This window comes from Halobiforma lacisalsi AJ5 (assembly GCF_000226975.2).
Lineage (GTDB): Archaea > Halobacteriota > Halobacteria > Halobacteriales > Natrialbaceae > Natronobacterium > Natronobacterium lacisalsi.
The window spans coordinates 1,206,919-1,232,721 of record NZ_CP019285.1 but is presented as its reverse complement, the minus strand read 5'-3'; the positions used below and the strand labels follow the sequence as shown (position 1 = coordinate 1,232,721).

The 25,803-nt window shown below is 67.5% G+C and carries 26 protein-coding genes; 14 read left to right on the top strand and 12 right to left on the bottom strand.

Translation table 11 applies throughout. The features are described from left to right. Positions 1 to 39: 39 nt before the first annotated feature. From CHINAEXTREME_RS05830 to CHINAEXTREME_RS05820, 3 genes are all read right to left on the bottom strand, one after another. A complete protein-coding gene (locus tag CHINAEXTREME_RS05830; RefSeq protein WP_007141544.1) occupies positions 40 to 1,158 on the bottom strand; it encodes a hypothetical protein in 1,119 nt (372 codons plus the stop codon). Positions 1,159 to 1,340: 182 nt separating this feature from the next. Then, positions 1,341 to 1,991 carry an HAD family hydrolase gene (locus tag CHINAEXTREME_RS05825; RefSeq protein WP_007141543.1) on the bottom strand — a complete coding sequence of 217 codons (651 nt, stop codon included), beginning with the start codon at positions 1,989 to 1,991 and terminating at the stop codon, positions 1,341 to 1,343. Next, positions 1,992 to 2,588 carry a DJ-1/PfpI family protein gene (locus CHINAEXTREME_RS05820; RefSeq protein ID WP_029601401.1) on the bottom strand — a complete coding sequence of 199 codons (597 nt, stop codon included), beginning with the start codon at positions 2,586 to 2,588 and terminating at the stop codon, positions 1,992 to 1,994. A gap of 222 nt (positions 2,589 to 2,810) precedes the next feature. On the opposite strand from CHINAEXTREME_RS05820, the gene CHINAEXTREME_RS05815 reads away from it, so the two are divergent. Further along, complete coding sequence (locus tag CHINAEXTREME_RS05815) at positions 2,811 to 3,131, top strand: MazG-like family protein (protein ID WP_007141541.1); 321 nt, start codon at positions 2,811 to 2,813, stop codon at positions 3,129 to 3,131. Positions 3,132 to 3,136: 5 nt separating this feature from the next. Here CHINAEXTREME_RS05815 and CHINAEXTREME_RS05810 read toward each other — a convergent pair whose 3' ends face one another. Further along, positions 3,137 to 4,318 carry an HD domain-containing protein gene (locus tag CHINAEXTREME_RS05810; protein WP_007141540.1) on the bottom strand — a complete coding sequence of 394 codons (1,182 nt, stop codon included), beginning with the start codon at positions 4,316 to 4,318 and terminating at the stop codon, positions 3,137 to 3,139. A 93-nt stretch (positions 4,319 to 4,411) separates the two neighbouring features. Further along, entirely contained in the window at positions 4,412 to 4,912 is a 501-nt protein-coding gene (locus CHINAEXTREME_RS05805) for an AAA family ATPase (protein ID WP_029601402.1), read from the bottom strand. Between the two features lie 179 nt (positions 4,913 to 5,091). Between CHINAEXTREME_RS05805 and CHINAEXTREME_RS05800 the strand changes: the two genes are divergently transcribed. From CHINAEXTREME_RS05800 to phnE, 3 genes are read left to right on the top strand one after another with little or no spacing between them, the layout of a single operon-like run. Continuing rightward, a complete protein-coding gene (locus tag CHINAEXTREME_RS05800) occupies positions 5,092 to 6,102 on the top strand; it encodes a substrate-binding domain-containing protein (protein ID WP_007141538.1) in 1,011 nt (336 codons plus the stop codon). A 39-nt stretch (positions 6,103 to 6,141) separates the two neighbouring features. Then, positions 6,142 to 6,909 carry a phosphonate ABC transporter ATP-binding protein gene (phnC, locus tag CHINAEXTREME_RS05795; protein ID WP_007141537.1) on the top strand — a complete coding sequence of 256 codons (768 nt, stop codon included), beginning with the start codon at positions 6,142 to 6,144 and terminating at the stop codon, positions 6,907 to 6,909. Further along, on the top strand, positions 6,906 to 7,793 hold the full coding sequence (gene phnE / locus CHINAEXTREME_RS05790; RefSeq protein ID WP_007141536.1) for a phosphonate ABC transporter, permease protein PhnE: 888 nt from the start codon (positions 6,906 to 6,908) through the stop codon (positions 7,791 to 7,793). The genes phnC and phnE overlap by 4 nt, the downstream gene beginning before the upstream one ends. Positions 7,794 to 7,871: 78 nt before the next feature. On the opposite strand, the gene CHINAEXTREME_RS05785 is transcribed toward phnE, so the two are convergent. After that, positions 7,872 to 8,678, bottom strand: a complete 807-nt coding sequence (locus CHINAEXTREME_RS05785; protein WP_007141535.1) for an HD domain-containing protein — start codon at positions 8,676 to 8,678, stop codon at positions 7,872 to 7,874. A gap of 103 nt (positions 8,679 to 8,781) precedes the next feature. Here CHINAEXTREME_RS05785 and CHINAEXTREME_RS05780 point away from each other — a divergent pair, with 103 nt between their 5' ends. The 3 genes from CHINAEXTREME_RS05780 (at position 8,782) to CHINAEXTREME_RS05770 (ending at position 12,023) form a co-directional block, all read left to right on the top strand. Next, entirely contained in the window at positions 8,782 to 9,555 is a 774-nt protein-coding gene (locus tag CHINAEXTREME_RS05780) for an endonuclease NucS (protein ID WP_007141534.1), read from the top strand. 62 nt (positions 9,556 to 9,617) lie between these two features. Next, complete coding sequence (endA, locus tag CHINAEXTREME_RS05775; protein ID WP_007141533.1) at positions 9,618 to 10,715, top strand: tRNA-intron lyase; 1,098 nt, start codon at positions 9,618 to 9,620, stop codon at positions 10,713 to 10,715. Between the two features lie 108 nt (positions 10,716 to 10,823). Then, positions 10,824 to 12,023: a tubulin/FtsZ family protein gene (locus CHINAEXTREME_RS05770; protein ID WP_007141532.1), complete on the top strand. Its 1,200-nt coding sequence runs from the start codon at positions 10,824 to 10,826 to the stop codon at positions 12,021 to 12,023. A gap of 19 nt (positions 12,024 to 12,042) precedes the next feature. Here the strand turns inward: CHINAEXTREME_RS05770 and CHINAEXTREME_RS05765 are convergent, their stop codons facing one another. Continuing rightward, positions 12,043 to 12,441, bottom strand: a complete 399-nt coding sequence (locus tag CHINAEXTREME_RS05765) for a methylated-DNA--[protein]-cysteine S-methyltransferase (protein ID WP_007141531.1) — start codon at positions 12,439 to 12,441, stop codon at positions 12,043 to 12,045. A gap of 115 nt (positions 12,442 to 12,556) precedes the next feature. Here CHINAEXTREME_RS05765 and CHINAEXTREME_RS05760 point away from each other — a divergent pair, with 115 nt between their 5' ends. Continuing rightward, a complete protein-coding gene (locus tag CHINAEXTREME_RS05760) occupies positions 12,557 to 14,164 on the top strand; it encodes a tryptophan--tRNA ligase (RefSeq protein WP_007141530.1) in 1,608 nt (535 codons plus the stop codon). Positions 14,165 to 14,247: 83 nt separating this feature from the next. Here CHINAEXTREME_RS05760 and CHINAEXTREME_RS05755 read toward each other — a convergent pair whose 3' ends face one another. Next, positions 14,248 to 14,634 carry a hypothetical protein gene (locus CHINAEXTREME_RS05755; protein ID WP_007141529.1) on the bottom strand — a complete coding sequence of 129 codons (387 nt, stop codon included), beginning with the start codon at positions 14,632 to 14,634 and terminating at the stop codon, positions 14,248 to 14,250. Between the two features lie 102 nt (positions 14,635 to 14,736). On the opposite strand from CHINAEXTREME_RS05755, the gene CHINAEXTREME_RS05750 reads away from it, so the two are divergent. The 3 genes from CHINAEXTREME_RS05750 (at position 14,737) to pheT (ending at position 19,695) form a co-directional block, all read left to right on the top strand. Continuing rightward, positions 14,737 to 16,071, top strand: a complete 1,335-nt coding sequence (locus CHINAEXTREME_RS05750) for a hypothetical protein (RefSeq protein WP_007141528.1) — start codon at positions 14,737 to 14,739, stop codon at positions 16,069 to 16,071. Between the two features lie 346 nt (positions 16,072 to 16,417). Then, complete coding sequence (gene pheS, locus CHINAEXTREME_RS05745; RefSeq protein WP_007141527.1) at positions 16,418 to 17,932, top strand: phenylalanine--tRNA ligase subunit alpha; 1,515 nt, start codon at positions 16,418 to 16,420, stop codon at positions 17,930 to 17,932. Continuing rightward, the gene (gene pheT / locus CHINAEXTREME_RS05740) at positions 17,932 to 19,695 is read left to right on the top strand and encodes a phenylalanine--tRNA ligase subunit beta (RefSeq protein WP_007141526.1); all 1,764 of its coding nucleotides are present in this window, start codon (positions 17,932 to 17,934) and stop codon (positions 19,693 to 19,695) included. Before pheS ends, pheT begins: the two co-directional genes overlap by 1 nt. A gap of 63 nt (positions 19,696 to 19,758) precedes the next feature. On the opposite strand, the gene CHINAEXTREME_RS05735 is transcribed toward pheT, so the two are convergent. The 3 genes from CHINAEXTREME_RS05735 to CHINAEXTREME_RS05725 form a co-directional block, all read right to left on the bottom strand. After that, a complete protein-coding gene (locus tag CHINAEXTREME_RS05735; protein ID WP_007141525.1) occupies positions 19,759 to 20,607 on the bottom strand; it encodes a DUF7260 family protein in 849 nt (282 codons plus the stop codon). After that, positions 20,604 to 21,605: a DUF7551 domain-containing protein gene (locus CHINAEXTREME_RS05730; RefSeq protein WP_007141524.1), complete on the bottom strand. Its 1,002-nt coding sequence runs from the start codon at positions 21,603 to 21,605 to the stop codon at positions 20,604 to 20,606. The genes CHINAEXTREME_RS05735 and CHINAEXTREME_RS05730 overlap by 4 nt, the downstream gene beginning before the upstream one ends. A 179-nt stretch (positions 21,606 to 21,784) precedes the next feature. Further along, a complete protein-coding gene (locus CHINAEXTREME_RS05725) occupies positions 21,785 to 21,982 on the bottom strand; it encodes a hypothetical protein (RefSeq protein ID WP_006674053.1) in 198 nt (65 codons plus the stop codon). Positions 21,983 to 22,214: 232 nt separating this feature from the next. Between CHINAEXTREME_RS05725 and CHINAEXTREME_RS05720 the strand changes: the two genes are divergently transcribed. Then, entirely contained in the window at positions 22,215 to 22,523 is a 309-nt protein-coding gene (locus CHINAEXTREME_RS05720; protein ID WP_007141523.1) for a non-histone chromosomal MC1 family protein, read from the top strand. A gap of 131 nt (positions 22,524 to 22,654) precedes the next feature. On the opposite strand, the gene CHINAEXTREME_RS05715 is transcribed toward CHINAEXTREME_RS05720, so the two are convergent. Further along, complete coding sequence (locus CHINAEXTREME_RS05715; protein WP_007141522.1) at positions 22,655 to 24,292, bottom strand: sensor histidine kinase; 1,638 nt, start codon at positions 24,290 to 24,292, stop codon at positions 22,655 to 22,657. A 183-nt stretch (positions 24,293 to 24,475) separates the two neighbouring features. Here CHINAEXTREME_RS05715 and pheA point away from each other — a divergent pair, with 183 nt between their 5' ends. Together pheA and CHINAEXTREME_RS05705 are read left to right on the top strand one after the other, a co-directional pair. Next, positions 24,476 to 25,294 carry a prephenate dehydratase gene (pheA, locus tag CHINAEXTREME_RS05710; protein WP_007141521.1) on the top strand — a complete coding sequence of 273 codons (819 nt, stop codon included), beginning with the start codon at positions 24,476 to 24,478 and terminating at the stop codon, positions 25,292 to 25,294. A 53-nt stretch (positions 25,295 to 25,347) separates the two neighbouring features. After that, positions 25,348 to 25,803, top strand: a complete 456-nt coding sequence (locus CHINAEXTREME_RS05705) for a peroxiredoxin (RefSeq protein ID WP_029601403.1) — start codon at positions 25,348 to 25,350, stop codon at positions 25,801 to 25,803.

The window sequence follows — 25,803 nt, the reverse complement described above, 5'->3', positions numbered from 1 at the left end:
AGGTGTGTCAGATCCGATTCGCAGTTGCTCGTGTCAGTGTCACGCCGCCATTCCGCCGAACTCTTCTTCGTTGACCAGTGACCGGTACCGTTCCCGGACGGCGTCCCGGACGTGCTCGTTGACCGCCGTCGTCGAACTCACCTGTAGTTCCGTGAAGTGTTCCTCGGCGAGTTCGATCCACTCGGGGAGGGTGCCGGGAAGCTGGTCCTGTTCGGCCTTCAGGTCGGTGAGGATCCGCCTGGCGTGATCCTCGACGACGTCCTCGAAGGGGTCGGTTGCCTCGACCATCTCGCGCCCCTCCTCGAGGCCGAGCCGGTCGACGAGCGTGGCCCGGGTCTCCTCGAGGATCTCGCCGCGGACGCTGCGGGCCTGCGAGAGGACGTCGAACCGGCTCTCGATTTCGTTTTCCACGACCTGGTCGAACTCGCCGACCCGGAGGACGTAGCTCGACTCCTCGAACTCGTTCTCGACTGCTTCCTCGATCTCCTCGGCGAGGTAGCGACCGTACTCGTCGATGGCCTCCTCGACCAGGTACTCCCCGTCGAGGTCGACGATGTACCCCTCGCGGTCGAGATAGCGGATCACGTCCGAGGTCGCGTCGACGTCGATGACGCTCTCGAGATCGCTGTGGGCGATCTTGCCGTTCGAGGCCTCCCGCTCGAGCCGGGAATCGAGGCCCACGTCGTCGGCGTGTTCCTTGAGTTGCGGGCCGATGGTGTAGTAGTCGCGTTTCCCAGCGGTGATCCGGCGGAGGTAGTTCCGGTCCGCGAGTTCGTCGGCGAAGAATTCCATGTCGTCGATCGCCAGCGAGAACCGGGAGCGCAGCGTCTCGCCCGTAACGACGAGGCGTTGACCGAACAGGTTGGTCAGCTCCCGGGTGATGTTCATGTTCCCTTTCACGCCGAACGGGTCGACGTAGAAGACGCCGTCCCTGAGCTGTTCGAGGTCGACGAACTCGTCTGCGGCCATCTCCGTCAGGGCCTTGCGCATGTCGCTCGAGGACAGCGAGCGCGCGTTCACCAGCCCCACGTCCGCGCTCTCGTAGGCGGACTTGATCTCCCCTTTCTGGTCGGAGACGTAGATAAATCCGTAGTTGTCCTGGGCGATGTCACGACAGACGTCTTCCAGGACGTCGGTATCGACCGGTAAGAGTGTCATTGTAGAGTGAGTTACATTCTCGCATACTAAACCTTGCGCCCGCGATATTCGTTTCTCGTTCTCAGCCCCTATTTCAACCGATGACCGGAGAGTTACTGACCTCGAGTCATCTGTCAGAAACTGTTCATTCCGGCTTCGGTCGCGTCGTGGATCGGTCGTTGCCGTTCGCCCGTAGCCTTCGGTCACTCGATCCGCTCGAGGACGCTCGCCCGAAGCGCGGCCGGCGAGTCGACGACGGCGTCGGCCGGCGACCGGTCGATGTCGCCGTGGGCGTCGATCCGGTAGGCGACGACGGACGCGCCCGCTCGCGCGCCCGCTGCGATCCCGTTTTCGGAGTCCTCCACAACGACGCAGTCCGCCGCGGCGACGCCGAGTTCGTCGGCCGCGAACTCGAAGACGTCCGGCGCGGGCTTGCTCGCCGCGTCGATGTCGTCGGCGCTGATCACGCGGTCGAACTCGCCCTCGAGGCCGAACCGCTCGAGGACGACGCCGATCCAGTCGTGTGGGGAAGACGAGACCAGCGCCGTCGACGCGCCGCGGTCCTCGAGTTCCGCGAGCAGGTTGCCGAGGCCGTCCAGCAGCGTGACCCGTTCGCCGTAGATCTCCTCGGCCGTCGCGACGAACCGGTCGACGAACTCCTCGCGGGTGATCTCGGTCCCGTACTCGTCCTCGAGGTAGTCGTAGATCTCCCGGTAGTTCATCCCGCTGATCTCGGCGAGGTCGACGTCGGCGTGTGGAACCGCGGCAGGGAGGATTTCCTCGCGCTCGAAGCGAACCCAGTAGTCCTCGCTGTCGACGAGGACGCCGTCCATGTCGAACAGTACCGCCTGCATCTACCCGAACACCTCCCCGCGGCGCTCGTGGGCCATCCGCTCGCCGACGGCGTCAGCGACGTCCTCACCGAACTCCCGTTCGACGATCCACAGCGCCAGGTCGATCCCCGAGGTGACCCCGCCGGCCGAGAGCACGTCGCCGTCGTCGACGACCCGCTCGTCGACCACGGTGGCGTCGGTCCCCGCCAGATCGTCGACCGCGACCGGGTGGGTCGCCGCCGGCCGCCCCTCGAGCAGCCCCGCCTCCGAGAGGATCATCGCGCCGGTACAGACCGACGCGACCGTCGCACCCGCGGTGTACCGTTCGTCGACCGCGTCCGGAAGCGAACCGTCCTCGACGACCGCCCGGACGCCGCCCTCGCCGGTCCAGCCGCCGCCGGGGACGACGAGGAGGTCCGGCTTGCCGAGCGTTCCCTGGGATTCGACGCCTAACCCGTGGCTCGCGGCCACGATGTCGTCGTCCCCCTCGAGCGTCACGAGTCGGGTCTCCAGATCGGCCCCGAGGTCGGCGGCGTTCTCGAAGACCTCGTAGGGGCCGATCGCGTCGAGTTCGTCGAACCCGTCGAACAGTACGATCTCGGCGGTCGTCTCGCTCATGGTGAACCGATCGCCGGCGGCCGGGAAACGCCTTGCGCCTACGGCAGACGGCGGTCGGCCGACGGTCGGTCGTCGCTCCCCGTCAGCCGCCGGGTACCAGAGCGCGACGCTCCGAGCAGTCTCGAGGACGGTACCGTTCGCCCGTCGGCCGCCGTCCACGGTCCGGAACGGCCGGAGCGCAAACCACCACCGTTCATACACGTTCCCCGTCTCGAGCGACGTATGGACGTCGACGACGCCCAACGACAGGTAGCGGAGTTCGTCCAGGAGCACGACCTCGAGACGCCCCCCGAGTTCCGACTGCTCGATCTCGTCTCCGAGATGGGCGAACTCGCCAAGGACGCCAACACGTCGACCGGCTACGGCGACGCCCCCGGGGATCTCGACCTCGCCGCCGACGAGGTCGGCGACGCGCTGTTCGCCCTGCTGGCGCTCGCCGACGCCCTCGAGATCGACGCCGAGGCGGCGCTCGCGGAAGCGCTCGAGAAGTACGAAGGACGGATGGCGGCCGACGCCGCGGAGTCGCCGGGATCCGGAGAATAGAAGCGTCAGGGACGGACGTTCGCGCCGTCCTCGAGGTCGAGCACCGTCGCCGCCGCCTCGCCGACCGGCTCGAGGACCGACTCGGGCGCGTAGACGCCGAGCCGCCAGATCTCTCGCGCGCAGGCGTCCAGTCCCGCCACGAGCGACGAACGTTCCTCGAGTCGGCGGAGTTCGCCGTCGACGACGATCCGTGCCCGCGACTCCGGCGAGCTCGGCTCGCCGGGGCTGTCCAGGATGACCGCCTCGGGATCGACACCGGCAATCTCGGCGATTTCGCGCTCGAGGGCGCGCGTGCGGTCGTAGTCGAGCCCTCGGAACGCGGCGGGCACTGCGTCGCGACGCGCCCAGATCGCTCGCTTGTAGAGGTCGCGGTCGCGGATGCGGTCGGCGAACGCGGCGGTCCGCTCGTACTCCGCGAGCGTCGCCAGCAGGTCGGAGTCGGTCAGACGCGCGAAGGACTCGGGGTCGACGACGCCGTCGGCGAGGAGTCGCTCGCTCGCCCGGTCGAGCATCGCGCCCGCGATCCGTGAGACGTGGTGCCGGTAGACCGTCGCGTTCATCAGCGTCCGGGCGATCAGCGCGCTCTCGGCCGTCGCGACGTTGCCCTCCTCGAGCGCGAGTTCGCCGTCGACGACCTCGAGGGCGTACAGCAGCCGGGCGTGATCGATCGTCCCGTAGGGGACCCCCGTGTGGTGGGCGTCCCGCACCAGGTAGTCCATCCGATCGACGTCCAGCGTGCCGGCGACGAGTTCACCCAGCGGGCCGCGGCCGTCGACCGTCGCGGCGACGGCCTCGGGGTCGAGCCCGTGGTCCTCGAGGACGCGGCCGAGGTCCGTCGACTCGAGCAGCCACTCGATCTCGTCGTGGTGGCGACCGAGGTGGCGCTCGATGGCGGCTTCGGTCTGGTGGCCGAAGGGGCCGTGGCCGACGTCGTGGACGAGGGCGGCGATCCGGAGCCGGCGAGCCAGGTCGTCGTCGATCGGCAGCCGGTCGACGGCCTCCGAGGCGAGGTGATAGACGCCGAGACTGTGCTCGAACCGGGTGTGGTTCGCGGAGGGATAGACGAGCTGGACCGTACTCAACTGACGAACGTACCGGAGTCGCTGCATCGGCGCGGTGTCCAGCAGCGCCTCCGCCGTCGGCTCGAGTTCGATGTAGTCGTGGACGCTGTCCTTGATGACGGTCATTGCGGGACACTCGTCGCGGCGGTCGTATAGACGCGGTGGTTCCTGATCGGTCCCGTCGGGGCCGGAACGGAGCGAGGTGGGATCGACGTACCGCTACAGTATCGCCCGATCGATCTGGCGATACGTCTCCTCGAGCGACCCCGAGTTGTCGATCTCGACGTGGTCGCGCTCGAGCGGATCGAACGTCTCGCGCAACTGGAGGTGTTGCTCGAACTGGGCGTCGCTGACGGTGTTCGTACGGTCCTCGAGCCGTTCCCGGACGACCTCGAGGTCGCACGTCACCCGGACGAAGGCCCGAGCGGCCTCGGCCGTCCGGGCGATTTCGGCTGCGCGGTCGCGGTACGGCCTCGACTGGAAGGTCGCGTCGAGGACGACGTTGCGGCCCGACTCGAGGTCCGAACGCGCGCGCTCGAGGAGTTCGGCGTAGGTCGCGTCCGTCTCCTCGGCGGTGTAGGTCGGTTCCGGGAACAGTTCCTTGCGGACCTCGTCGCTCCGGTAGCGGTTCGCCGGGAGTCGCTCGGCGGTGTAGGCCGAGGCGGCCGATTTGCCCACGCCCGGCAGCCCGCAGTAGACGATCAGCGTTGGGCGGTCCAGATCCACGACGGATCCTCGATCGTACTGGTACTAAATCCGAACGGATCTATTCCGGCGGGCGCTCCCGACGACAGCGAGAATTTTTCAGCCTCCGGAGAAGAGAACGTAAAACGTGAATATATAGTCCTATATCCAGCAATTATCATTGTCTTTAAGCCGATCGGGTTTAGGTTTCAGACATGGTCCAGAGACCAGGCTGTGGCGGTAGCACTCGACGATCGTTCCTGAAGGCAACGGGGGGCGTAGCACTCACGGCCGCGGCTGCCGGCTGTATCGGTAGCACGGAGAGCGACGCAGTCCGGTTCATCCTCAATCCAGCGGAGGAACAGACCGACATCGTCGAAGAGTACACTCCGATGGCCGAGTATCTGGAAGAAGAAACAGGGGCGACGATCGACCTGATCCGGGCCGGAAGCTACGTCGAAACGCTCGAGGCACTGGAAAGCGACCAGGCCGACATCGCGGATACGTCGCCGACGGCAGTTCCCGCCGGGGAGGGATTCGCGGACGTCATCGGCATGCGAACGGCGTTCGGTGGGGCCCTATACTTCTCGACGATCTCGACCACGCCCGACAGCGGGATCGACGAACTGGCCGATCTCGAAGGAGAAATCATGACGACCGGCGCCCGGATGTCGACCAGCGGAACGCTCGCGCCGACGGTCATGCTGTCCCAGGCCGGCCTCGACGTCGGAAACTTCCCCGACGGTGAGGCAAACGACCTCGAACTCCGGACGGCTCCCGACCACGACACGTCCCGGGAACGCCTGGAAAACGACGAAGAGATCGTCGCGGCTGCGACGGGCGCGTTCGCCTCGGCGTCACAGATACCACAGGAGCAGTTCGACGACTATCCGGAGTTCGTCGAACACTCCGCCGAGTACGACGGCGCAGGCGAAGGAATCGACGACGACGAGAATCCGGAACTGCAGTTGCTCGCCGTTTCCGACCCGCTCCCGCGAGCCCCGATCATGGCCCGCAGCGCATGGGACGCGTCGGTTCGAGAGGACCTCGAGACCGCATTGCTGGAGGCCGGCGAAAACGATCTGGTTCCCGAAGACGTCGACGAGGAGTACCAGCTCTGGTTTACTGGGATCGAGCCCGCAGATCGGAGCGATTACCAGCCCGTTCAGGACATCCTCGACGAACTCGGCCTCGAGTTCCAGGACTTCGCTCCTGACGACGAATAGATAAGCGGACGATAACCAATTATCAATACGAGCCCTACAATGTCCGCAATACGGGTAGAGAACCTTACAAAACGATTCGGAGAAACTGTTGCGCTCGATAACGTCTCGTTCGAAATTTCGGAAGGCGAATTTACGGTCGTTCTCGGTATCTCGGGGTCGGGGAAATCGACTCTCCTCAGGTGTATCAACGGCCTGACGACGCCAACCGAAGGACAGGTGATCGTCGACGGCGATTCGGTGACGTCCCACCGGAACGACGTCGCGATGGTCTTTCAGCAGCACAACATCATCGACGGAATGAGCGCGTACTCGAACGCGCTCAGCGGTGCGCTGGGTCGAACCGACCTTCTTCGTAGTCTCTTTCGGTTCAACGAACGGGAAGACAAGCTTCGCGCCCTCGAGGCGCTCGAGATGGTCGGGCTGTTGGACGAAGCCGAACAGAGCGCCGGGCGAATGAGCGGCGGGCAGCAACAGCGTGTCGGCATCGCTCGAGCACTCGTGCAGGAACCGCGTATCCTGCTGGCCGATGAACCGGTTGCAAGCCTCGACCCGGGGAGCGCACAGACGGTGATGCAATACCTTCGGGGCGCAGCCGAACAACAGGACCTGACCACGATGATCAGCCTGCATCAGGTCAACCTCGCGCGGCAGTTCGGCGAACGGTTCATCGGACTCGCCGACGGACAGGTCGTCTTCGACGGCTACCGGGACGACCTGACGTTCGACGTCATCGACGAACTGTACGGTGGTATCGATATGGAAGAATTCCTCGGAGGGACGGACTCCGAATCGATGGTGGAACAATGAGTACTGATACGTCAGTCGAGCAACGTCTCGAGCAGATCCGGCTCACCCGGCGCGTTCGGTGGGTCCTCTATGGACTCTTGACTATCGTCTTCGCCGGGACGCTCTACGGATCGTTGATTCTGCTCGAGTTCTCGCTGGTCGATCTCTACCGACAGTGGCCCTCGTTCGCTGATCGACTCGCCCGCTACACGCCCAACTGGGGGTTCATCGTCGAACGGAACCTGCCGCTGGAGTCGGTGATCACCCTCGCGATGGGGTTCGCCGGAACGATACTTGGCATTCCGCTCGCACTGTTACTCGGCGTGCTGGGGAGCGGCCGGGTGACCCCCTATCCGTTCAATTTCATCTTCCGGTCGATCATGGGAGTTTCGCGGGCGATCCCGGCGCTCGTCTGGTTCCTGATCTTCATCCCGCTGTCCGGCCTGACAGCCGTCACGTCGACGATCGCGATCGGGGTGAGCACCATCGGAAACCTCGGCCGGCTGTTCACCGACGAACTCGAGGAGGTCGAGGACGGCCAGATCGAGGCGATGGAGACCACCGGCGCCTCGAAATCACAGACGGTCGTCTTCGGGATGATCAGCCAGGTCAAGACGTCGTTCATCGCCTGGACGCTGTACATCTTCGAAGTGAACGTTCGCCAGGCCGTCACGCTCGGACTCCTGGGCGGGGGCGGAATCGGCGTCGTCATTCAGGTCCAGCAGGACCTGCGAGCCTACGGGAACATGATGGCGGGGATCGTCGTCGTCCTCGTGTTGATCGTCGTCGTCGAGATGGGCAGCCAGCGACTCCGGTCGTACCTCCGCGACGACGAGGAGGCCGACGGCCTGATCGAACTCGTCGTCAGCATTCCCCAGCGGATGGCCGAATCGGCGATGAAGTAGCGTAATCCGTCCAGTTCGCCCGTTTTCCGTTCCTCTCGCTTCGATCCCGTTCGACTCTTTTCCAGCCCACGCCCGATATCAGCGCGTGGACTCCGAGCTACCAGTCGAGTCGGCGTCGAATTGGTCGGCGGTCGGGAGCCCCAACTCGCGCGCCCGGCGACGGTACAGCGCTGCGTCGGCGACCGATCCGTCCAGCGCGTCGCCCTCGTACTCGAGGGCGGGCCGATCGTGAAACGCCGGGAAGTGGACGGACAGTTCGTACCGGCCGACGTCGGCGTCGGCGGCGTCGACCAGTCGCTCGTCCGCGGCCGATACCTCGAGGTCGAACGCTTCGCGGACCGCGGCGTGCAGGCGTTTCTCCGCGCGGGTGTACCCCGGAAGCGTCCGTTTGACCGGCGCGGGCACGTCCGCGAGGTACGCCTCGCTGGCGTCGTGGAGCAGGCCCCACCGCTGGGCAGCGAGAGTTCCGCCGCGGGCCTCGACCTCGTGACTGACGTGGACTGCGTGGCGCGCGACGCTGTAGAAGTCCGTTCCCTGCCCGGTGAACCGGCTGAGGTTCGAGAGCGCGTGAGCGACGTCCTCGAGGTCGATCGACTCGGGGTCGGGGTCAAGCGGCGTGATCCGCTCGCCCGAACGCGTGTCGATTGGGTCGTGGCCGCCGTTGGCGGCCGCGAGCGCGTCCTGGAGGTGGGCGGCAGCGTCCTCGAACCGCGTTCTGACAGCGTCGGGGTCCGCGTCGCCCACGTCGCGACCGCGAACGACGCGTTTCAGCCTCGCTACTTCCTCTTCGAGCGCCTCGAGTTCCGCGAGCGCCCGCGTCGGTTCCGATCCGGCGTCGGCAGCCGAGTCCGGCCCTGGACCGGCGACGTCGTTCGGCTCGGTCATATCGGGGTCCCCGGAGAGGGCGGACAAAGGCGTTACGTCTCCCGGCGATCCCGGCGGTCGTCGCGTCCTCGAGTTTAAATACGAACGCGCGGCCACCGATCCTATGATCGACGACGCGATCCGCGTCCTCGCGGGCGACTGTACCGTGATCGCCGAGGCCGACGACCGCCAGGAGTATCGCGGCCGGATGACGACGGTCGTCAAGCCCGACAACACCGTGCTGGTCCACGACACCGACGGCTACCAGCCCGTCGCGTGGCTCACACGGGCCGACAGCGTCTCGAGCGACCGCGCGGACGGCTTCACCCTCGTCGCGAAGAAGGACACGCAGACGCTCCGGATCGCGGCCCACGATCAGGACGGGTTCGCCCACTACCCCGCCTCGGTCGCGGGCCCGGTCGTGGGTACCTGCCCCGACTGCGGGGGCGCGCTCGTCCGCTCGAACGGCGTCCACTGCGTCGACTGCGGCGATCGCTACGGCGTGCCAGCGGACGCGACGATTCGGGAGGACGCGAGCAACTGCGACTGCGGGCTCCCGCGGATGCGCGTCGAACGGGGGCTCGCGTTCGACGTCTGTCTCGACCGGGACTGCGAGTCCCTGGACGAGGCGGTCTCCGAAGCGTTCGACCGCGAGTGGAACTGCCCCGAGCCCGACTGTGACGGTGACCTCCGGATCCTCCGACGCGGCGGGCTCATCGCCGGCTGCGAGCACTACCCCGATTGCGACACCGGGTTCGCGATGCCTGCAGGGGTGATCGACGGCCAGTGTCGCTGTGGCCTGCCGACCTTCGATACGGGCAGCGGGATGCGGTGTCTCGACGCCACCTGCGATCCGATCGGGGAGCGGTCGCCCGAGGAGGCGGCCGGGGACGATTGACCGGCGGCGGCCGCGAGCGAGCGATCCACAGCCACTTAGTGTCCGACGGCCAACGCCCCGACATGGAACTCGAGGGGCGGTTCGACGAGGCCGCGGGCGTCGTCACCGTGGGGAGCGACGCGCGCCAACGGTATCACGACTCGCGGGGGTACGGCTACCCCCTGCCCGACGGGGACGGGAGCAACCAGATCGCCCTCTCGCCGGTCGAGGCGGCACACCTCCTCTACAGGGGCGACCTCGCGGCGGTCGTCCACGAAGAGACGGGCGAACGGCTCGACTTCCAGGCGTTCGTCGCCCGCGAACCCGGCGACGACTTCGGCGTACGCTTCCTGGTCTACGCCGACCTCCGCGAACGAGGGTTTTACCTTTCGCCTGCCGCGGAGCCATGGATCGACGACCCGCCCGCCGGCCCGGTCGACTTCGCGGTCTTCCCCCGCGGCAAGGGCCCCGGCGACGGCGAGATCGCCTACGCGCTGCGGGTCATCGGCGAGCGAACCGACGTGCCCGCGAGCGATCTCGCGCCGGGCGTCCTCGCGGTCGTCGACGAGGAGAGCGAGATCACGTACTTCGACGTCGATCGCCGGGCCCCGACCGGAGGTTCCGACTCGGCGGACGCCCTCCCCGACAGTCCCTGCGAGGCCGACCTGCTCGAGGACCGAGTGGTCGTCTGGGACCCCCCGGTCGACCTCTACGAGCGGGCGTTCTACGGCCAGCCGCTCGAGGGCCGGGAGTACGACGAACCGACCCTGCAGTGTTCGCTGCTCGAGGCGGCCGCCCTCGCCGAGCAGGGTGCGATCGACCTCGAGCCGGCGACGGTCCGCCGGCGGGGACGGGACGTCGAGGGCGAGCGGTTCGACCGCCGGCTGGCGGTCTACACGGCCCTTCGGGACCGAGGCGTCGTCCCCAAGACCGGCTACAAGTTCGGCGCGGACTTCCGGACCTACGCGGACGTGGAGTCGGTCGACGACCTGGGCCACTCCGAGTTGCTGATCCGGGTTCATCCCGCCGACTACGTTTTCGAGCCACGGGACCTGGCGCTGGACGTCCGACTCGCCCACGGGGTTCGCAAGACGATGGTGTTCGCGCTGGTCGACGACGAGGGTACCGACGCGGACGGCGCCGACGTCGAGTGGTGGTCGCTCGAGCGGTTGACGCCGTAAGGCGACCGCCGTAACGCGATCACCGTAACGCGACCGAGGTCTCGAGGTCGGCACCGTCGGCGGCCGCGAACGGAACTGTGAAACCCACCCGATGTGATAGGTCCGGATATGCAACTCGAGGTGATCGGCGTCGGCGGCGCGGGGTGTCGGATCGCCGACGCGATTCTGGCGGCCGAGCCGGCGGATCACCGGTTCGTGGGCGATGCGTTCGCGTTCGACACCGATACGGACGGGCTGGCGGCGCTCGAGGCGATTCCCGAGTCGAACCGGCACCGGTACGGCGAGACGATCCGGAACGGGCTCAACGGCAACCTCCAGCGCGGGTTCGAGGTGGGCGACGCGTCAGTCGACGAACTCAGTCGGCACCTGGACGACGGGCGGCCGTTGATCGCGGACGCCTTCCTCGTGGTCGTCGGCCTCGGAGGCGCGACCGGCGGGGGAACGGCGCCGGAACTCGTCGCGACGCTCCGGGCGGTGTACGACAAGCCGGTCTACGTCCTCGCGACGATACCGGCCGAACGCGAACTCGAACCGCCGGAGGATCCGCTGGTCGAGGGTGTCGTACCGGAGCCGGAGTCGGGCGCGGAGGCGGACGCGGCTGCCGAAGGCGCGGACGGGCCCGAGGACACGGACGACCACACCCGCCCGCTCGCGGAAGAAAACGCCGCCCGAACGCTCGAACGGCTCGACGGCCTCGCGAGCGCAGTGCTGTGTTTCGACAACGAGGCCTGGCTCCGCACCGGCGAGCGTCTCGCGGAGGGTCGCGACCGGCTCAACCGCGACCTCGCGACCCGGGTCGCGGCGTTTTTCTCCGCCGGAGCCGCGAGCGAGAGCGACGGCGAGGTCGCCGAAACCGTGATCGACGCCAGCGACGTGGCACGGGTCCTCGACGGGGGCGACGAGACCCTCGTTGCGACGCTTGGCTACGGCGAACAGGAGGTCGAATCCGACGACGGGGGCTCCCGGTTCGGGCTCGGCCTGTTCTCGGCGGAGTCGAGCGTCGACACCGCGTCGGCGGTCAGCGCCGTCGAGACGACGATCAGCAAGGCGCTCAACGGGAAACTTACCCTCGAGTGCGACCGCGAGAACGCCGACGCCGCGATGGTGATCGTCGGCGGGCCGCCCGCCTGGCTCAACCGGAAGGCGATCTCCGACGGCCGACGAACGGTGCAGTCGAGGACCGGCTCGCGGGAGTTGCTCGGCGGCGACGCGCCGCGGCCGGACGGCGACCGCGTGTTCGCGACGATCCTGTTTGCCGGCGTCGAACCGGTCGAGCGCCTCGAGGCGATCCGGCGGACGGCCGGATAACGGGAAGCGATAGCCACGGTTACGTTTCGTCGGAGACGATAGCAGCGCCTTCGTGCTCGAGCAGCCGTCGCTTCAGGTCGAGTCCGCCGCCGTAGCCGCCCAGCGAGTCCGCGCCCACGACGCGATGGCAGGGGACGACGATCGGGATCGGGTTGCGACCGCAGGCCTGTCCGACCGCGATCGGTGCGGTCTCGAGCGCTGCGGCGAGATCGCCGTAGGGTCGGGTCTCGCCGTACGGGACGTCCGCAATCACGCGCATCACGTCGCCAGTGAAGGTCGCGGGGTAGTCGATCTCGAGGTCGAACGCCGTCTGCTCGCCGGCTTCGTACTCACGGAGCTGCGTCCGAACCGTTTCGGCGTCGTCCCGGATCAGCGAACCATCGATCTCGCGGTCGGCGCCGAAGACGCGAACGTTCATTTCGTGGCTGTTCACATCGCATCGGCTTCCCGTTTCGGGCAAGGTGTGGGCGAGGCCGACGGGAGCCGGCCCGAAGGCGAAGGCTTTTGCGCGCCGGAGCGCCAAACCGAGGATAATGAGCGGAGACGATCCACACGAGGAGACCCCGGAAACCGCCGGGACCACTGGAAGCGAATCGGGTGAACCGTTGCCGGACGGCGGCGCTGCTGGAGCCGATGACGTCGCGCTCGATCCGTGGGGTTCCTCGACCGTCTCCGACTATCGCAAACTGTTCGAGGAGTTCGGCATCGAGGAGTTCGACGAGATCTTAGAGGTGGTGCCCAACCCCCACTACCTGATGCGGCGCGGGGTCATCTTCGGCCACCGCGACTACCGCCCCGTGGCCGAGGCGATGCAAAACGACGAGCCCGCTGCCGTCCTCTCCGGGTTCATGCCGACCGGCGACCCCCACATCGGCCACAAGTTGGTCTTCGACGAGATCATCTGGCACCAGCAGCAGGGGGCCGACGCCTACGCGCTGATCGCGGATCTGGAGGCCAACGCGGCCCGCGGGATGACCTGGGAGGAGATCGACGAGCACGCCCGCGACTACCTCCTCTCGCTGCTGGCGCTCGGCTTCGACCCCGAGGAGGGAACCCTCTATCGACAGTCCGCGAACCGCGAACTGCAGGACCTGGCGTTCGACCTCGGCGCGGAGGCGAACTTCTCGGAGTTCCAGTCGATCTACGGCTTCGACGGCGAGACCGACGTCTCGCACATGCAGTCGGTCGTCACCCAGATGGCCGACATCCTCTACCCGCAACTCGAGGAGCCAAAGCCCACCGTGATTCCGGTCGGGCCCGATCAGGACCCCCACGTCCGGCTCGCCCGGGACCTCGCCGAGCGGATGCGCTTCTTCAAGGTCTCGGAGGCCTACGCCAGCTTCGAACTCGAGCCCGAGGAACGGGACCTCGTCGCCGACTTCCACGAGCGGCTCGACCCCGCGGACTTCGACGACGACACCCTGCGGTGTACGCACGTCGCCGACGCGCTCGAGGAGACGCCGCTGTCGGATCTCGACGTCGATGCGGCCACCCTCGACTCGGTGCTGACGAAACTCGAGGAGGGCGGGATGGAGCCGCTTCGGCCGCGCACCCGCTTTTTCGACCGGCGGGCGACGGAGGAAGCGTTCGACGCCCTGATCGACGCGATCGACGGCGAGAAGCGGGTCTACGAGAACCACGTCGACGCCTTCGAGATCGACCGCGACGAGGCCGAGGAGTTGGCCCGCGAGGTCGAGGTCGAGAACGGCGGCTACGGCTTCCAGCCGCCGTCGTCGATCTACCACCGGTTCATGACCGGCCTCACTGGCGGCAAGATGTCCTCCTCCGTCCCCGCGTCGCACATCTCCCTGCTCGACGACCCCGAAGACGGCTACAGCAAGGTGAAAGCCGCGACCACGGGCGGCCGTGAGACCGCCGAAGAACAGCGCGAGAAGGGGGGCCGCGCGGACGAGTGTCCCGTCTACGAGCTGTACGCGTACCTGCTGTCCGGCGACGACGACGAGTTCGCCAAGCGCGTCTACGACGAGTGCGTCGGCGGCGAGCGACTCTGTGGCGACTGCAAGGAGCAGGCAGCACAGCTGATGAAGGAATTCCTCGAGGAACACCAGGAGAAACGCGAGGAGGTCGAGGAGCTGCTCGAGGAAGCCGACATCGAACTCGAGTCCCCCCGGCGTCGCTGACCGGGATACGGACTGCTATACGTTATTTCCGACGCGACCGTGACCTGTCGCGGTCGCGCCGTACATCGGGACAGGGATCCGTATCAGCCGCCGTCACCGACCCGCTGACAGCGATCGACCCAGAGTTCTCGGTACGCCTCGGGACCGACGACCCGGCCGTGGAGGTCGTCGACCGTCTCGACGCCCGCCTCGGCACACCACTCGATACACCGCCGGTACACCTCGAAGTCGTACGTCTCGCGGACCGCTGGATCGCGTTCGATCCGGATCGTGTCCACGCCCGCGAGCGAGGCCGCGAACGCGCGGGTGTGTCCGTCCGCGAGATACCACGCGCCCCGGTGTTCGAAGGCCGGGAGCGGCTCGTACTCCGGCTCGTCGAAATCGAACCACTCGAGCACGCCGGCGAGTTTCTCGCTCGAGAGGTACAGCTGAGTCGGGCGAACCTCGGCGCGGGGCAGGCACCGCGTCATGGACGTTCCGAATCGGCTCCGGAGACGACATAAAGCTACGGTCGGATTCGCGACCCAGCGTCTGACGAACTTATATTGGACGGGTCGTGGTTGTCCAGGGTGATGGCTGGCCCTCCCTCCGGCGACGACGGCGACGCCACCGCTACCGCCGACGACCTCCTCGCGGCCGACGTGCTCGGCGCGTTCGGCGTCAGGCCCGCGGACGTCGAACGCCGTGCAGGCAACGGAACCGGCGAACCCGGAACGGCCGACTCCCTCGAGGCTGCCCTCGTCGACGTCCTCTCGGACGGCCGTGACCGCACGGCCGTCCTGCGGGAGGTTATGGCCCGCAGCGCCCGCGGAATCAACTGCTCGGCGCGGTACCCCCGCGAGACGCTCGCGGCCGAGTTGACCCGCGTCTTCGAATCGATCGGCTGGTCGTTCGACCTCGAGCGGGCGATCACGGCCGGCCCGCGGGACCGACTGGAACTGCGGGCGGCCGACCTCGACGGCCGCCGGCGAGAGGCCTCCTTCGAGTACCCGGAGACGCCCCTGGGGACGGACAACCTGCCGGCGGTCCTGTGGGCGATCGAGGAGTCGCTGCTGGCCGGCACCGACGCACGGTTCGTCCTGCTCTCGGCTGGCGTCGACCGCTGGCGGGCCGCGCTGGTCGACGGCCGCGAACTCGAGTCCCTCCGGGAGCGGTACGGCCCGCGGATCGAACCGTTCGACCGGCCGTTGCTCCCGGAGGACGGCCTTCGACTCGAGGCCTACGTTCCCGACGCCGGGGACGAATCGGCGGAGGGCCCTGACGGCGACGGCCCCTGGCCCGACTGGGCCACCGACCGCGAGCGGAACGCGAGCACGCCACCGACCGAGGACGCGACGTCGTTGATCGAGGAGGCCGAAGCCGGGTCGAACCGGACCCGGAACCGGAGCACGGAGGACTCTGGCGCGACCTCGAGGGGGACCGACGGGTTCGAACTGCGCGGGTCGCCCTCCGTCTCGCGCGTGAGCGAGGACGAGGGGTGCGACGACGAGGCCCGGGGCGGGAGTGGAATCGAGGGGACGGATCGGGAATCGCTAGCGACCGGGGACGGGAAACTCGACTCGATCGAAGGGGACCCCGAATTCGGCTCGCTCTCCGGAACCGTCGACACCGCGCGGGTCTCGAACGACTCCTTCGGCAGCGGCGTCGAGTGGGAGACGGAGAACGACCGCTACCGGGCGCTCGGGGCCGCGCTGGGCGCCGGCGGCGACGTCTCCGTGCGAGGGCTGCTCGAGGACGACGACTTCCTCCCGGAACTCCCGGCCGCCGAACCGGACGAGACCCGCATCGAGTTCGCCGAGGAGTTCGACCCCGGCGCGGTTCGCCGGGCCGAAGCCGCCGCCGAACAGTCCGGCTTCGTCTGGGTCGATTCGGGCTCGCTCGAGACGACGCGGCTGTCGAACGGCTAGCGCGAGTCCGGCCGGGCTGACGGACCGTGCCACCGTCCCGCAACGTTTTTGCCCTCGGTCACGAATCGAACGTGTATGGCAGCCGAATCCCTCGCTCGTGCCGGTGTCGCCACCGCCAGCCAGCCACAGCGCACGCAGTCGGGATTCGGTTTCGGCTTCTTCTGACGGACTCGAGACGGTGGACCCGCGGCGTCCCTACCGGGTCGCCGCGGCGAAACCGTCCGTCGCGGATCGGTATCGCGAACGGGATTCGGACCACGCAGGCCGCGTGACTCGCCGTTCGAACTCGTCCCCGACGCGAGTCGGAACCGCTAACTGACCGCCACGCAGCCATCTAACCAAGCGAATGCAACTCCCAGAATCACAGGTCGCGGTCCTCGAGGCCGCGAGCGCGGACGAGGCAACGTCCGTCGACGCCCTCGCCGAGGCGACAGCCCTCCCGCCGGAGACCGTCACCGGGGCGGCCTTCGAACTCGAGGCGGAGGGACTCGTCACGGTCGAGGAGCGCGTCGACGAATCGATCGAACTCACCGAGGAGGGCCAGGAGTACGCTGCCGACGAACTGCCCGAAGTACGTCTCTACGAGGCCGCCCTCGAGGCCGGCGCCGACGAGGATTCGGTCTCGATGGGACAGGTCATCGGCCGCTCGGGCCTCGAGGGCAACGCGGTCGACATCGCGCTCTCGAACTACGCCCGGAAGGGGTACGGCGTCATCGACAGCGGCGAGATCACCGCCGACCCGGACGCCGAGCCCGCGGCCGACGCGGAGGCGACGGCCCTCGAGGGACTCGCCGCCGGGGACGCCGACACCGACGTCGACGAGAACACCCTCGAGAGCCTCGAGCGGCGCGGCCTCGTCGAGGTCGTCGAGACGACCGCCCGCGAGGTAACGTTGACCGACGACGGCGTCACCGAACTGATGGCCGGCGTCGAGACCGCCGAGACGGTCGGGCAGGTCACCCCCGAACTGCTCACCAGCGGCGAGTGGGAGGAGGTCGAGTTCGCCGACTACAACGTCGAGGCCGACGCCGAGCGCGTCGACGGCGGCAACGTTCACATCCTGCGACAGACCGCCGAACGCGTCAAGGACGTCCTCGTCGGGATGGGCTTCCAGGAGATGCAGGGTCCCCACGTCGACGCGGACTTCTGGATCAACGACTGCCTGTTCATGCCCCAGGACCACCCTGCCCGCACTCACTGGGATCGGTTCGCCCTCGAGGAGCCGACCCACATCGACGACCTCCCCGAGGGACTCGTCGAGGACGTCGAGCGCGCCCACCGGGAGGGCGTCGGCGAGGACGGCGAGGGGTACCACTCGCCGTGGGACGAGGACTTCGCGCGGGCGCTCGCCCTGCGCGGGCACACGACCTCGCTGTCGACGCGGTACCTGTCGGGCGAGGAGATCGGCGAGATCGAGCCGCCGGCGCGGTTCTTCAGCGTCGAGAAGGTCTACCGCAACGACACGCTGGACCCGACCCACCTGCTCGAATTCTTCCAGATCGAGGGGTGGGTGATGGCCGAGGACCTCTCCGTGCGGGACCTGATGGGCACCTTCGAGGAGTTCTACGCCCAGTTCGGCATCGAGGACATCCAGTTCAAACCCCACTACAACCCCTACACGGAGCCGTCGTTCGAACTGTTCGGCACCCACCCGACGACCGGCGAACTCGTCGAGATCGGCAACTCGGGCATCTTCCGCGAGGAGATGTTAGAGCCCCTCGGTGTAGAATGCGACGTGATGGCCTGGGGACTGGCCCTCGAGCGACTGCTGATGCTGATGTACGGCTTCGAGGACATCCGCGACATCCACGGAACGCTGTGTGACCTCGAACTGCTGCGGAACACGGAGGTGACCTACTGATGCCCACGGTCGACATCGACCCCGACGAACTGCGCGACCTGACCGGCAAAGAGGAGAAAGGCGACGAGGAGCTCAAGGCGGACCTGTTCGGCCTCGGCCTCGAGTTCGAGGGCCGCACCGAGGACGGCGAGTTCGAACTCGAGTTCGCACCGGACCGCCTCGACCGGCTCTCGGTCGAGGGGGTCGCCCGCTCGCTGCGCTACCAGTACGGCGACGCCCGCGGGGTGCACGTCCCCTCGACCAACTCCGCGGAGTGGACCATCGAGGTCGACGAGTCGGTGCCCGAGGAACGGCCGTACGTCACGGGCGCGGTGATCCGCGACGTCGACTTAGACGAGGACGGCCTCGACTCCCTCATTCAGCTACAGGAGAAGCTCCACGCGACGATGGGCCGCAAGCGCGCGAAGGGCGCGATCGGGATTCACGATCTCACGATGCTCAAGGGTCGCGATGCGCTACGCGCATCGGAAAATGCGAGCGGCGATGAGCCGCGAGCGAGCCCCGCGACCGAGGGGACCCCGACGATCGAGTACGTCGGTCTCGAGCCCGACGAGGACACCTTCGTCCCCCTCGATTCGGATCGGGAGATGACGCCCGCGGACGTCCTCGAGGAGCACCCGACCGGCGAGACGTACGCCGATCTGGTCAGCGAGTACGAGCGGTATCCGGCGATCTACGACGATCTCGGGCTGTTCTCGTTCCCGCCGGTGATCAACGGCCGGCGCACCGAGGTCTCGACCGACTCGCGGGACCTGTTCGTCGAGATGACCGGCACGGACCAGTGGACGATCGACAAGATGCTCAACATCGTCTGCTACGCGCTGGCCGCCCGCGGGGCCACGCTCGAGGAAGTGACCGTCGAGTACCCCGACCACGAAATCGTCCGCCCCGACCTCTCGACGAAGACGAAGACGGTCGCCCACGACCGGATCGAGACGATCCTCGGCATCGACCTCGACCCCGACGAGGTGATTGACCTCGCCGAGCGATCGGGACTCGAGGCAGAAAAAGAAGAGAACGACGACGGCAACCTCGTCCACGAGGTCACGATCCCGCCGTACCGCGTCGACGTGCTCCACCCGCTGGACGTCATCGACGACCTCGGCCGGGCCTACGGCTTCAACGACCTCGAGCCGAAATACCCCGACGTCGGGACCGTCGGCGGCCGCCACGAGCGCTCCCGCCTCGAGCGGTCGGTCCGCGAGCAACTCGTCGGGCTGGGCTTCGAGGACCTGCTGAACTTCCACATGATCAGCGAGGAGGAGAACTACGAGCGGGTCAACGTTGAGCCGGGCGAGGACGTCTACGGCGCCGGCGAGCCGGCGACGATCAAGGGTCCATACAGCGAGGACTTCACCATGCTGCGGACGTGGGTCACGCCCTCGCTGCTGATGGTCCTGGAGCGCAACACTCACCGCGCGTACCCGCAGGACTTAGCGGAGATCGGCTTCACCGCCGAGGTCGACGAGAGCGAGAACACCGGCGTCGCCGAACGGCGCCGCGTCGGGGCCGTCCTCGCGAGCCACGAGGCCGGCTACGAGGACGCCAAGGCGCGCCTGCAGGCGCTCTGCCGGAAGTTCGACGTCGATCTGGAGACCCCGCCGACCGAGCACCCGACCTTCATTTCGGGTCGAACGGCGAGCGTCGTCATCGACGGCGAGACGGTCGGTGTCATCGGCGAGGTACACCCGAAGGTGCTCGTCGAGCACGACCTCGAGGTGCCCGTGGCCGGCTTCGAGTTCGACCTCGCGGCGCTCCGGTAGCGGGGCGAGAACGACCGGCGGCCACGGGCCGTCGGCCGGAGGTCGCGGACCGGTGGCCGGCGATCAAACCCGGCGAGTGAGGTGATCCCGGACGACCCGCTGACACTCCCGGCACCGCTCGAGTAATCGAACGACCGTCGACAGGACCGGGTACGCCGACGGGAGGTCACGATAGAGATAGGTCACCAGCGAGCGGTGGAGCAGACCCGCCGTAGCGCCGGATGCCGCCGTTTCTCCCAGGACCGACTGCCGACGCTCGAGGAGGCGTCGGCACGTCGCCCGGTGCTCCGCGAGCCGGTCGTGACGACGGCACAGTGCCTCGAACCCCAGATCCGAAAGCGGAGTCTCGTCGGCCTCGAGGAGCCACGCGCAGATCTCGACGACCGCGTCGGCGCTCGACCGGAGCGATTCGGCCTCGGTATCGAGGGCGCGTTCCATCGCCTCGAGTTCGGCGCGGCGTTGACGAGTCGCCGAGAGGACGACCTGCTTCAGGTCGGCCGTGAACCGGCGGTCGGTCGAGGGCGCGAGTGCGACCGCGACGTCGTCGCCGAGTTCCTCCGCGATAGTCGCCGACAACGGCTCGGCGTCGTCGACGTCCGCCACGCTGTACGGGCGGATCGTCTCCGCGAACAGATCGCGAACGTCCGCCCGGCGGTCGGCGTCGACCGCTTCGCCATCGGCAATCGGTCCGGAACGGACGGTGGCAACGCTCGAAGCGGGTACGGCCCGGCCCCCATCCGCGACGCGAGCGGTCGCGGGGGCTGGCGACGAAGACATCGCTGCCACCGCCGGAAGGGCATCGACGCCTTTGGCGAACCGGTCGACCGCCGACAGTTTCCCCGACACCGCTTCCCGTTCGTCCGTGACCCGCGCCGTTGCGTTCTCGAGTAACGCAGGAACGGCGTCGGTCATCGGCGGGTCACCCCGGACGCGAGGACCAGTCCTCGGGAGCGATCCATCGGATCGGTCGTAACTGTCGCACGATAGGTCGACGGATCGGAGCGACACTCGACGCCGACCTCAGCATCAGCCTCAGCCTCAGCGTCGGCCTCAGCGTCAGCTTCAGCCTCAGCGCCGGCGATAGCCAGGTTACGGCTCGGGGATCGGCGGAGGAGTTCGAGCGATATCGGCAGCGTCACAATGTCGCCGTTGCCAGCGTTCGGGACGGGTTCGTCGAGTGCGTAGTCGTCGATAGTAACCGTCCACGAGCGCGCGCCAGTCCCCGGTTCGACCGTTCGGGACCGGATCGTGTATGCCCCGAGGAGCGCCGACCCCTGCAACTGCGCCAGCGTCGATTCGAGCGGGTCGTCCGCCGGCGGGGAATCGGGAAGCCGCCGAGCGGCTCCGAGGAGAAGGTCTCGTTGCTCGGTCGACTCGAGGACCGCCATCTCCGCGGCCATGCTCTCGAGCAGGCACAGACAGAGTTCGTCGGTGTGCTCGATACGCTCGGCGACGTCGAAGTAGGTCTCCATGATCGCGTTCTCGAGGTCGTCGTGGGCAGAAACGGCGATCGCCTCGAACACCGCGCCGGCGACGGCGTGACAGAAGTCGATCAACGAGCCGTCGCCGAACGGTTCGGTCGACGCCGGACGCTTCGGAGCCGTACTCTGCTCGGCCCGCTCGCGTGTGCTCTCCGACGACGAGTGTTGGGAGCTCCCTACCGGTTCTCGGTTCCGCTCACAGACGATGACGTCGTAGGTCGGGAGACTCGGATCGTACCGTCGAAGTGCTGCCCTGTACTGTTCCGTCGCTCGCGCCGCGGCCCTGGCAACCGGCCGATTCGGGAAAGACAGTCCCGCCGCCGGGACCGGTTGCTCGCCGGTCCGGCCGCAGACGAGGTAGTACCGGCCCGCATCGCTCGAGAGCGACGTGACGTACTGACGAATGTCCTCGAGCGTCGTTCCAACCATTTTAGGTCAACCTAAATGCTGGCCGGCATAAATAGTTTAGGTAAACCTAAACAACTGGCGACGGGCCGCGCCTCGAACTGTCGGTACCCGCAGGTGGTGGGAAAAACGGATCGGACTGTAGTCGACGCAGGTGGACCTATTGCTCCACAGTGCACTCGGTTCGCGAAAGAACGGCCGTGTTAGAACTCGTGTTCGACTTCTTCCTCGTCCGCTTTCTGGATGATGATTTTACCGTCCCGTACCCGGACGAAGACCTCGTCGCCGATGTCCATGCCCGCGACTGCGAGTTCGTCCTCGTGGAGATTCAGATGGACGTTGTGGTAGTTGCCGTCTTCGTCTTTCGCACCGCTTGGACTCAGCTTCTTTTTCCGAACCATCGCGGGATTCTATGACGAACTTCGCCGTAGGATATACTTAAGTGTTTTCTACCCGCCAACGACCGGTCACTGGACACGAAACCGTTCTCCTGACAAAAGCCTCGGTCGCCGGAGACCGGATACTGCGGGGAAGTGACGTCCGTAACCACTTAAAGATACCGACGCAGTCGGTCGATTTTCGGGGATATCTTTATACTATCCCGTGCGCTGGGTTGACACGGAGGCGAAAACCATGGTACGCGAAGACGGGAAACGAAACTTTGCGCTGCGAGAATCGGACGGCGAAGAGTCGAGCGTCTTCTCGGGGAACACTCCCCGACAGGCGGCGCTCAAGGCAGCCCGGCGACTCGAGCCCGGGTCGAGCGAAGACGAGGCCGAGCGCGTCGAACTCCGACTCCGCGAGAAGGGAACCGACAAGGTCCACATCTACGACGGCTGGGCCTGGGAAGAGACCGCACCGGACGACAAGCCCGACTGGATGCCCGAGGAGATCACGGAGGCCAACGTCTCCAAGAAGGGAATCGAACACCTCGACGAGTGAGAGTCCGGTCTTTTTCACGCTCGCATCCGCTCGAGCGGCTGCGACAACGAGTAATAACGCGGACGACAGCACGGTCCCCGCGAGTGTGACGAGGGCACAGCGGTCGAACGCGCCGCGAGACTCGAGAGTGCCTACTCCGTCGTGATCTCGAACCGGGCTCCGCCCTCGTCGCCGTCCGTGACCGACACCGACCAGCCGTGGGCCGAGACGATCCGGTCGACGATCGACAGGCCGAGTCCCGTTCCACCGTCACCGGTATACCCCTCCTCGAAGATCTGCTCGCGGCGATCTTCGGGGATCCCGACGCCGTCGTCCTCGAACGCGAACCCTTCGTCCGTCGCTTCGACTCGGATCGACACCGCGTCGCCGTTATGTTCGATAGCGTTGCGGATCAGGTTCTCGAAGGCCTGCCGGAGCCGGCCCCGATCCGCCTCCAGCGTGGGGAGATCGTCGGGCTCGAGTTCGAGGGTCGCGCCGTCGGTGGCAACGTCGTCCCAGGCGTCCCTGACGACCGACTCGAGCGCGACGGGTTCGGTGTCGCCGACGCGGGCCCCGTCACGGGCGAGCGTCAGCAGGTCGTCGATCATCGCCTCCATCCGGTCGGCCGCGTCGATCACGTCCTCGAGGTAGGCGTCGTCGCCGGTTTCGGCGACGAGTTCCGCCGACCCCGAGATGACGTTCAACGGGTTTCGCAGGTCGTGGCTGACGACGGAGGCGAACCCCTCGAGGCGCTCGTTCTGGCTGACGAGTTCCCCTCGCCGCTGGCGGCGCTCGAGTCGGTAACCGACGAGTTCGCCCAGGGTGCGGAGCTGTCGTCGGAGCTGTTCCGGCCAGGGACGGCACTGCCGCCCCGCGACGGCGAGGACGCCGGTCAGTTCCCAGTCGACGACGATCGGAACCGCGAGCAGCGCCTCGAGGTCGCGGACTTCGAGGTACGGATGCGGGTCCCGCGAACGGTCCGGGGAGCCACGATCCGTGCCGCCGCGGATACCCGCGGCCGCCCCCAGATCGCCGATGAACCCCTCGGGGATCTCGAGACCCTCCTCGGTCCCCAGGTCGATCGCCGGCTCCCCGACCGTACCGGTCGCCGTCTCCGTGTCGGTCCCGGCCGGCACTGCGTGAACGTCGAACGCACGAATCGCCTCCTCGAACCCGGGAAACGACGCGGCCGGGAGCGGTTCCGGCTCCGAGTCGGTCGACTCGGGACGGGCGAACCAGGAGTGAGTCGGAACGAGCCGTTCGTCGTCCCCGTCGTACTCGAAGACGAGCGCCCGATCGGCATCGAGCCGTCGTCCGACCGACTCGAGTCCCCACTCGATCTCGATGTCGACCTCGTCGTGGGCGGCCCCCATCAGCGAGCGCGCGACCTCGAGGACGGTCTCGCCGGCGTCGGAGATCGACGCCTCGTAGACGGCGTCGATCCGGTCCCGGAGCCGTCGGGGAGCGTCGGTTCCCGGCTCCGACCCGGCGTCCCGGAACACGACGTCGTCGACACTCGCCCGAAGCAGCGCACGAACCCACTCCGGGCGGTTGTCGGTCAGTTCCGACCGCGACACGAACGGGACGATCGGCACGTCGGGCCGGGCGGCCGCGACCGACTCGAGGCAGTCGACGACCGAGCGCGACTCCGCGGTCGCTCCCGCCGCGAGGACGAGACAGTCGACGTCGTCTGCGAGCAGGTCGGCCGTCGAATCGACCCCGGCGACCGTCGTCACTCGATAGGTCGACTCGAGCGCGTCGACCGCCCGGTCGCGGACCGATCCGTCCACCCCGGCGTACCGGACGTGAAAGGATCTACGCTCGCTCCCTACGGCCACTGGTGTGCACCTCCATCGTGAGCCAGTCCTTCCGTAAGAGTTCGTCAGTCAGCCGATATAATTTGTGGCAGAGCATGAAGCACTGTCGTCGTCGACCCGACGCGTTTTTGCGAGCGTCCCTGCAATAGGCTGGCAATGACCGCAGTTACGCTCGGTCCCGAAGGAACCTACTCACACCGGGCGACGACCGCCGTCGCCGACGAGGACGAGATCGACTTCCGCCAGTCGGTAACCGCCATCGTCGACGCCGTCGCCGCCGGCGAACACGATCGAGGCGTCATCCCCATCGAGAACAGCATCGAGGGCTCCGTGACGGAGAGCTTAGACGCCCTCGCCGAATACGAGGTCGCCGTCGTCCGCGAGATCGTCACCCCGATCAGACACGCCCTGCTCGCCCAGGGGCCGGAGTTCGACACGATCGCCAGCCACTCCCAGGCGCTCGCGCAGTGTCGCTCCTACCTCGAGCGGGAACACCCCGACGCCACCCTCGAGGCGGTCGCGAGCACCGCCCAGGGAGTCGAGTTCGCCCGCGACGACCCCTCGATCGCCGGGATCGGCCACCCGGCCAACGCGAGCAACGGCACCGATCTCGAGGTGCTCGCGGAGGACATCCAGGACCAGGACTCGAACGCGACGCGGTTCTTCGCGGTCGCGCCGGCCGACGAGCGCTCGAAAGGCGGCGGCAAGACCTCGCTGGTCGTCTACCCGAACGCCAACTACCCCGGCCTGTTGCTCGAGTTGCTCGAGCCGTTTGCCGACCGATCGATCAACCTGACCCGCGTCGAGTCCCGGCCCAGCGGCCGGCGACTCGGCGACTACGTCTTCCACGTCGACATCGAGGCGGGACTCTACGAGTCCCGGACGAAGGAGGCCTTAGAGGAGATCGAGGAACTCGCGGAGAACGGCTGGGTGCGACGGCTGGGGTCGTACGATACGGAACACGTCGTGGAGTGACGGCGGCCGGGGTCACCGAAAGCCGTTTCCGGCCGTTCGCAGTACGGGCACTCATGACGCTCGAGACCGGCGCGGACGCACCCGACGTCACCGCACCCAGCCAGGACGGCGAGGAAGTCTCCCCCGCGTTCGAGGAACCGACCGTCCTCTACTTCTACCCGCGGGACGACACCCCGGGCTGTACCGTCGAGGCGAACCAGTTCCAGCGGGAACTCGAGACCTACCGCGACGCCGGCGTCGCGGTCTACGGCGTCTCGACCGACGACGTCGACTCCCACCGGGAGTTCCGCGAGTCGGAGGGCCTCGAGTTCGACCTGCTCGCGGACCCCGACGGGGAGGTCGCCGACGCCTTCGACGTCGACGTCCGGAGCGGCGCGGCCGCACGGACGACGTTCGTGCTCGCCGACGGCGAGGTGAAAGCGGTCTACGAGGGCGTCGACCCGGACGGTCACGCCCGCGAGGTTCTGGAGGATGCCCTCGAGGACGGGATCGCGACGCTATCGGAGTGA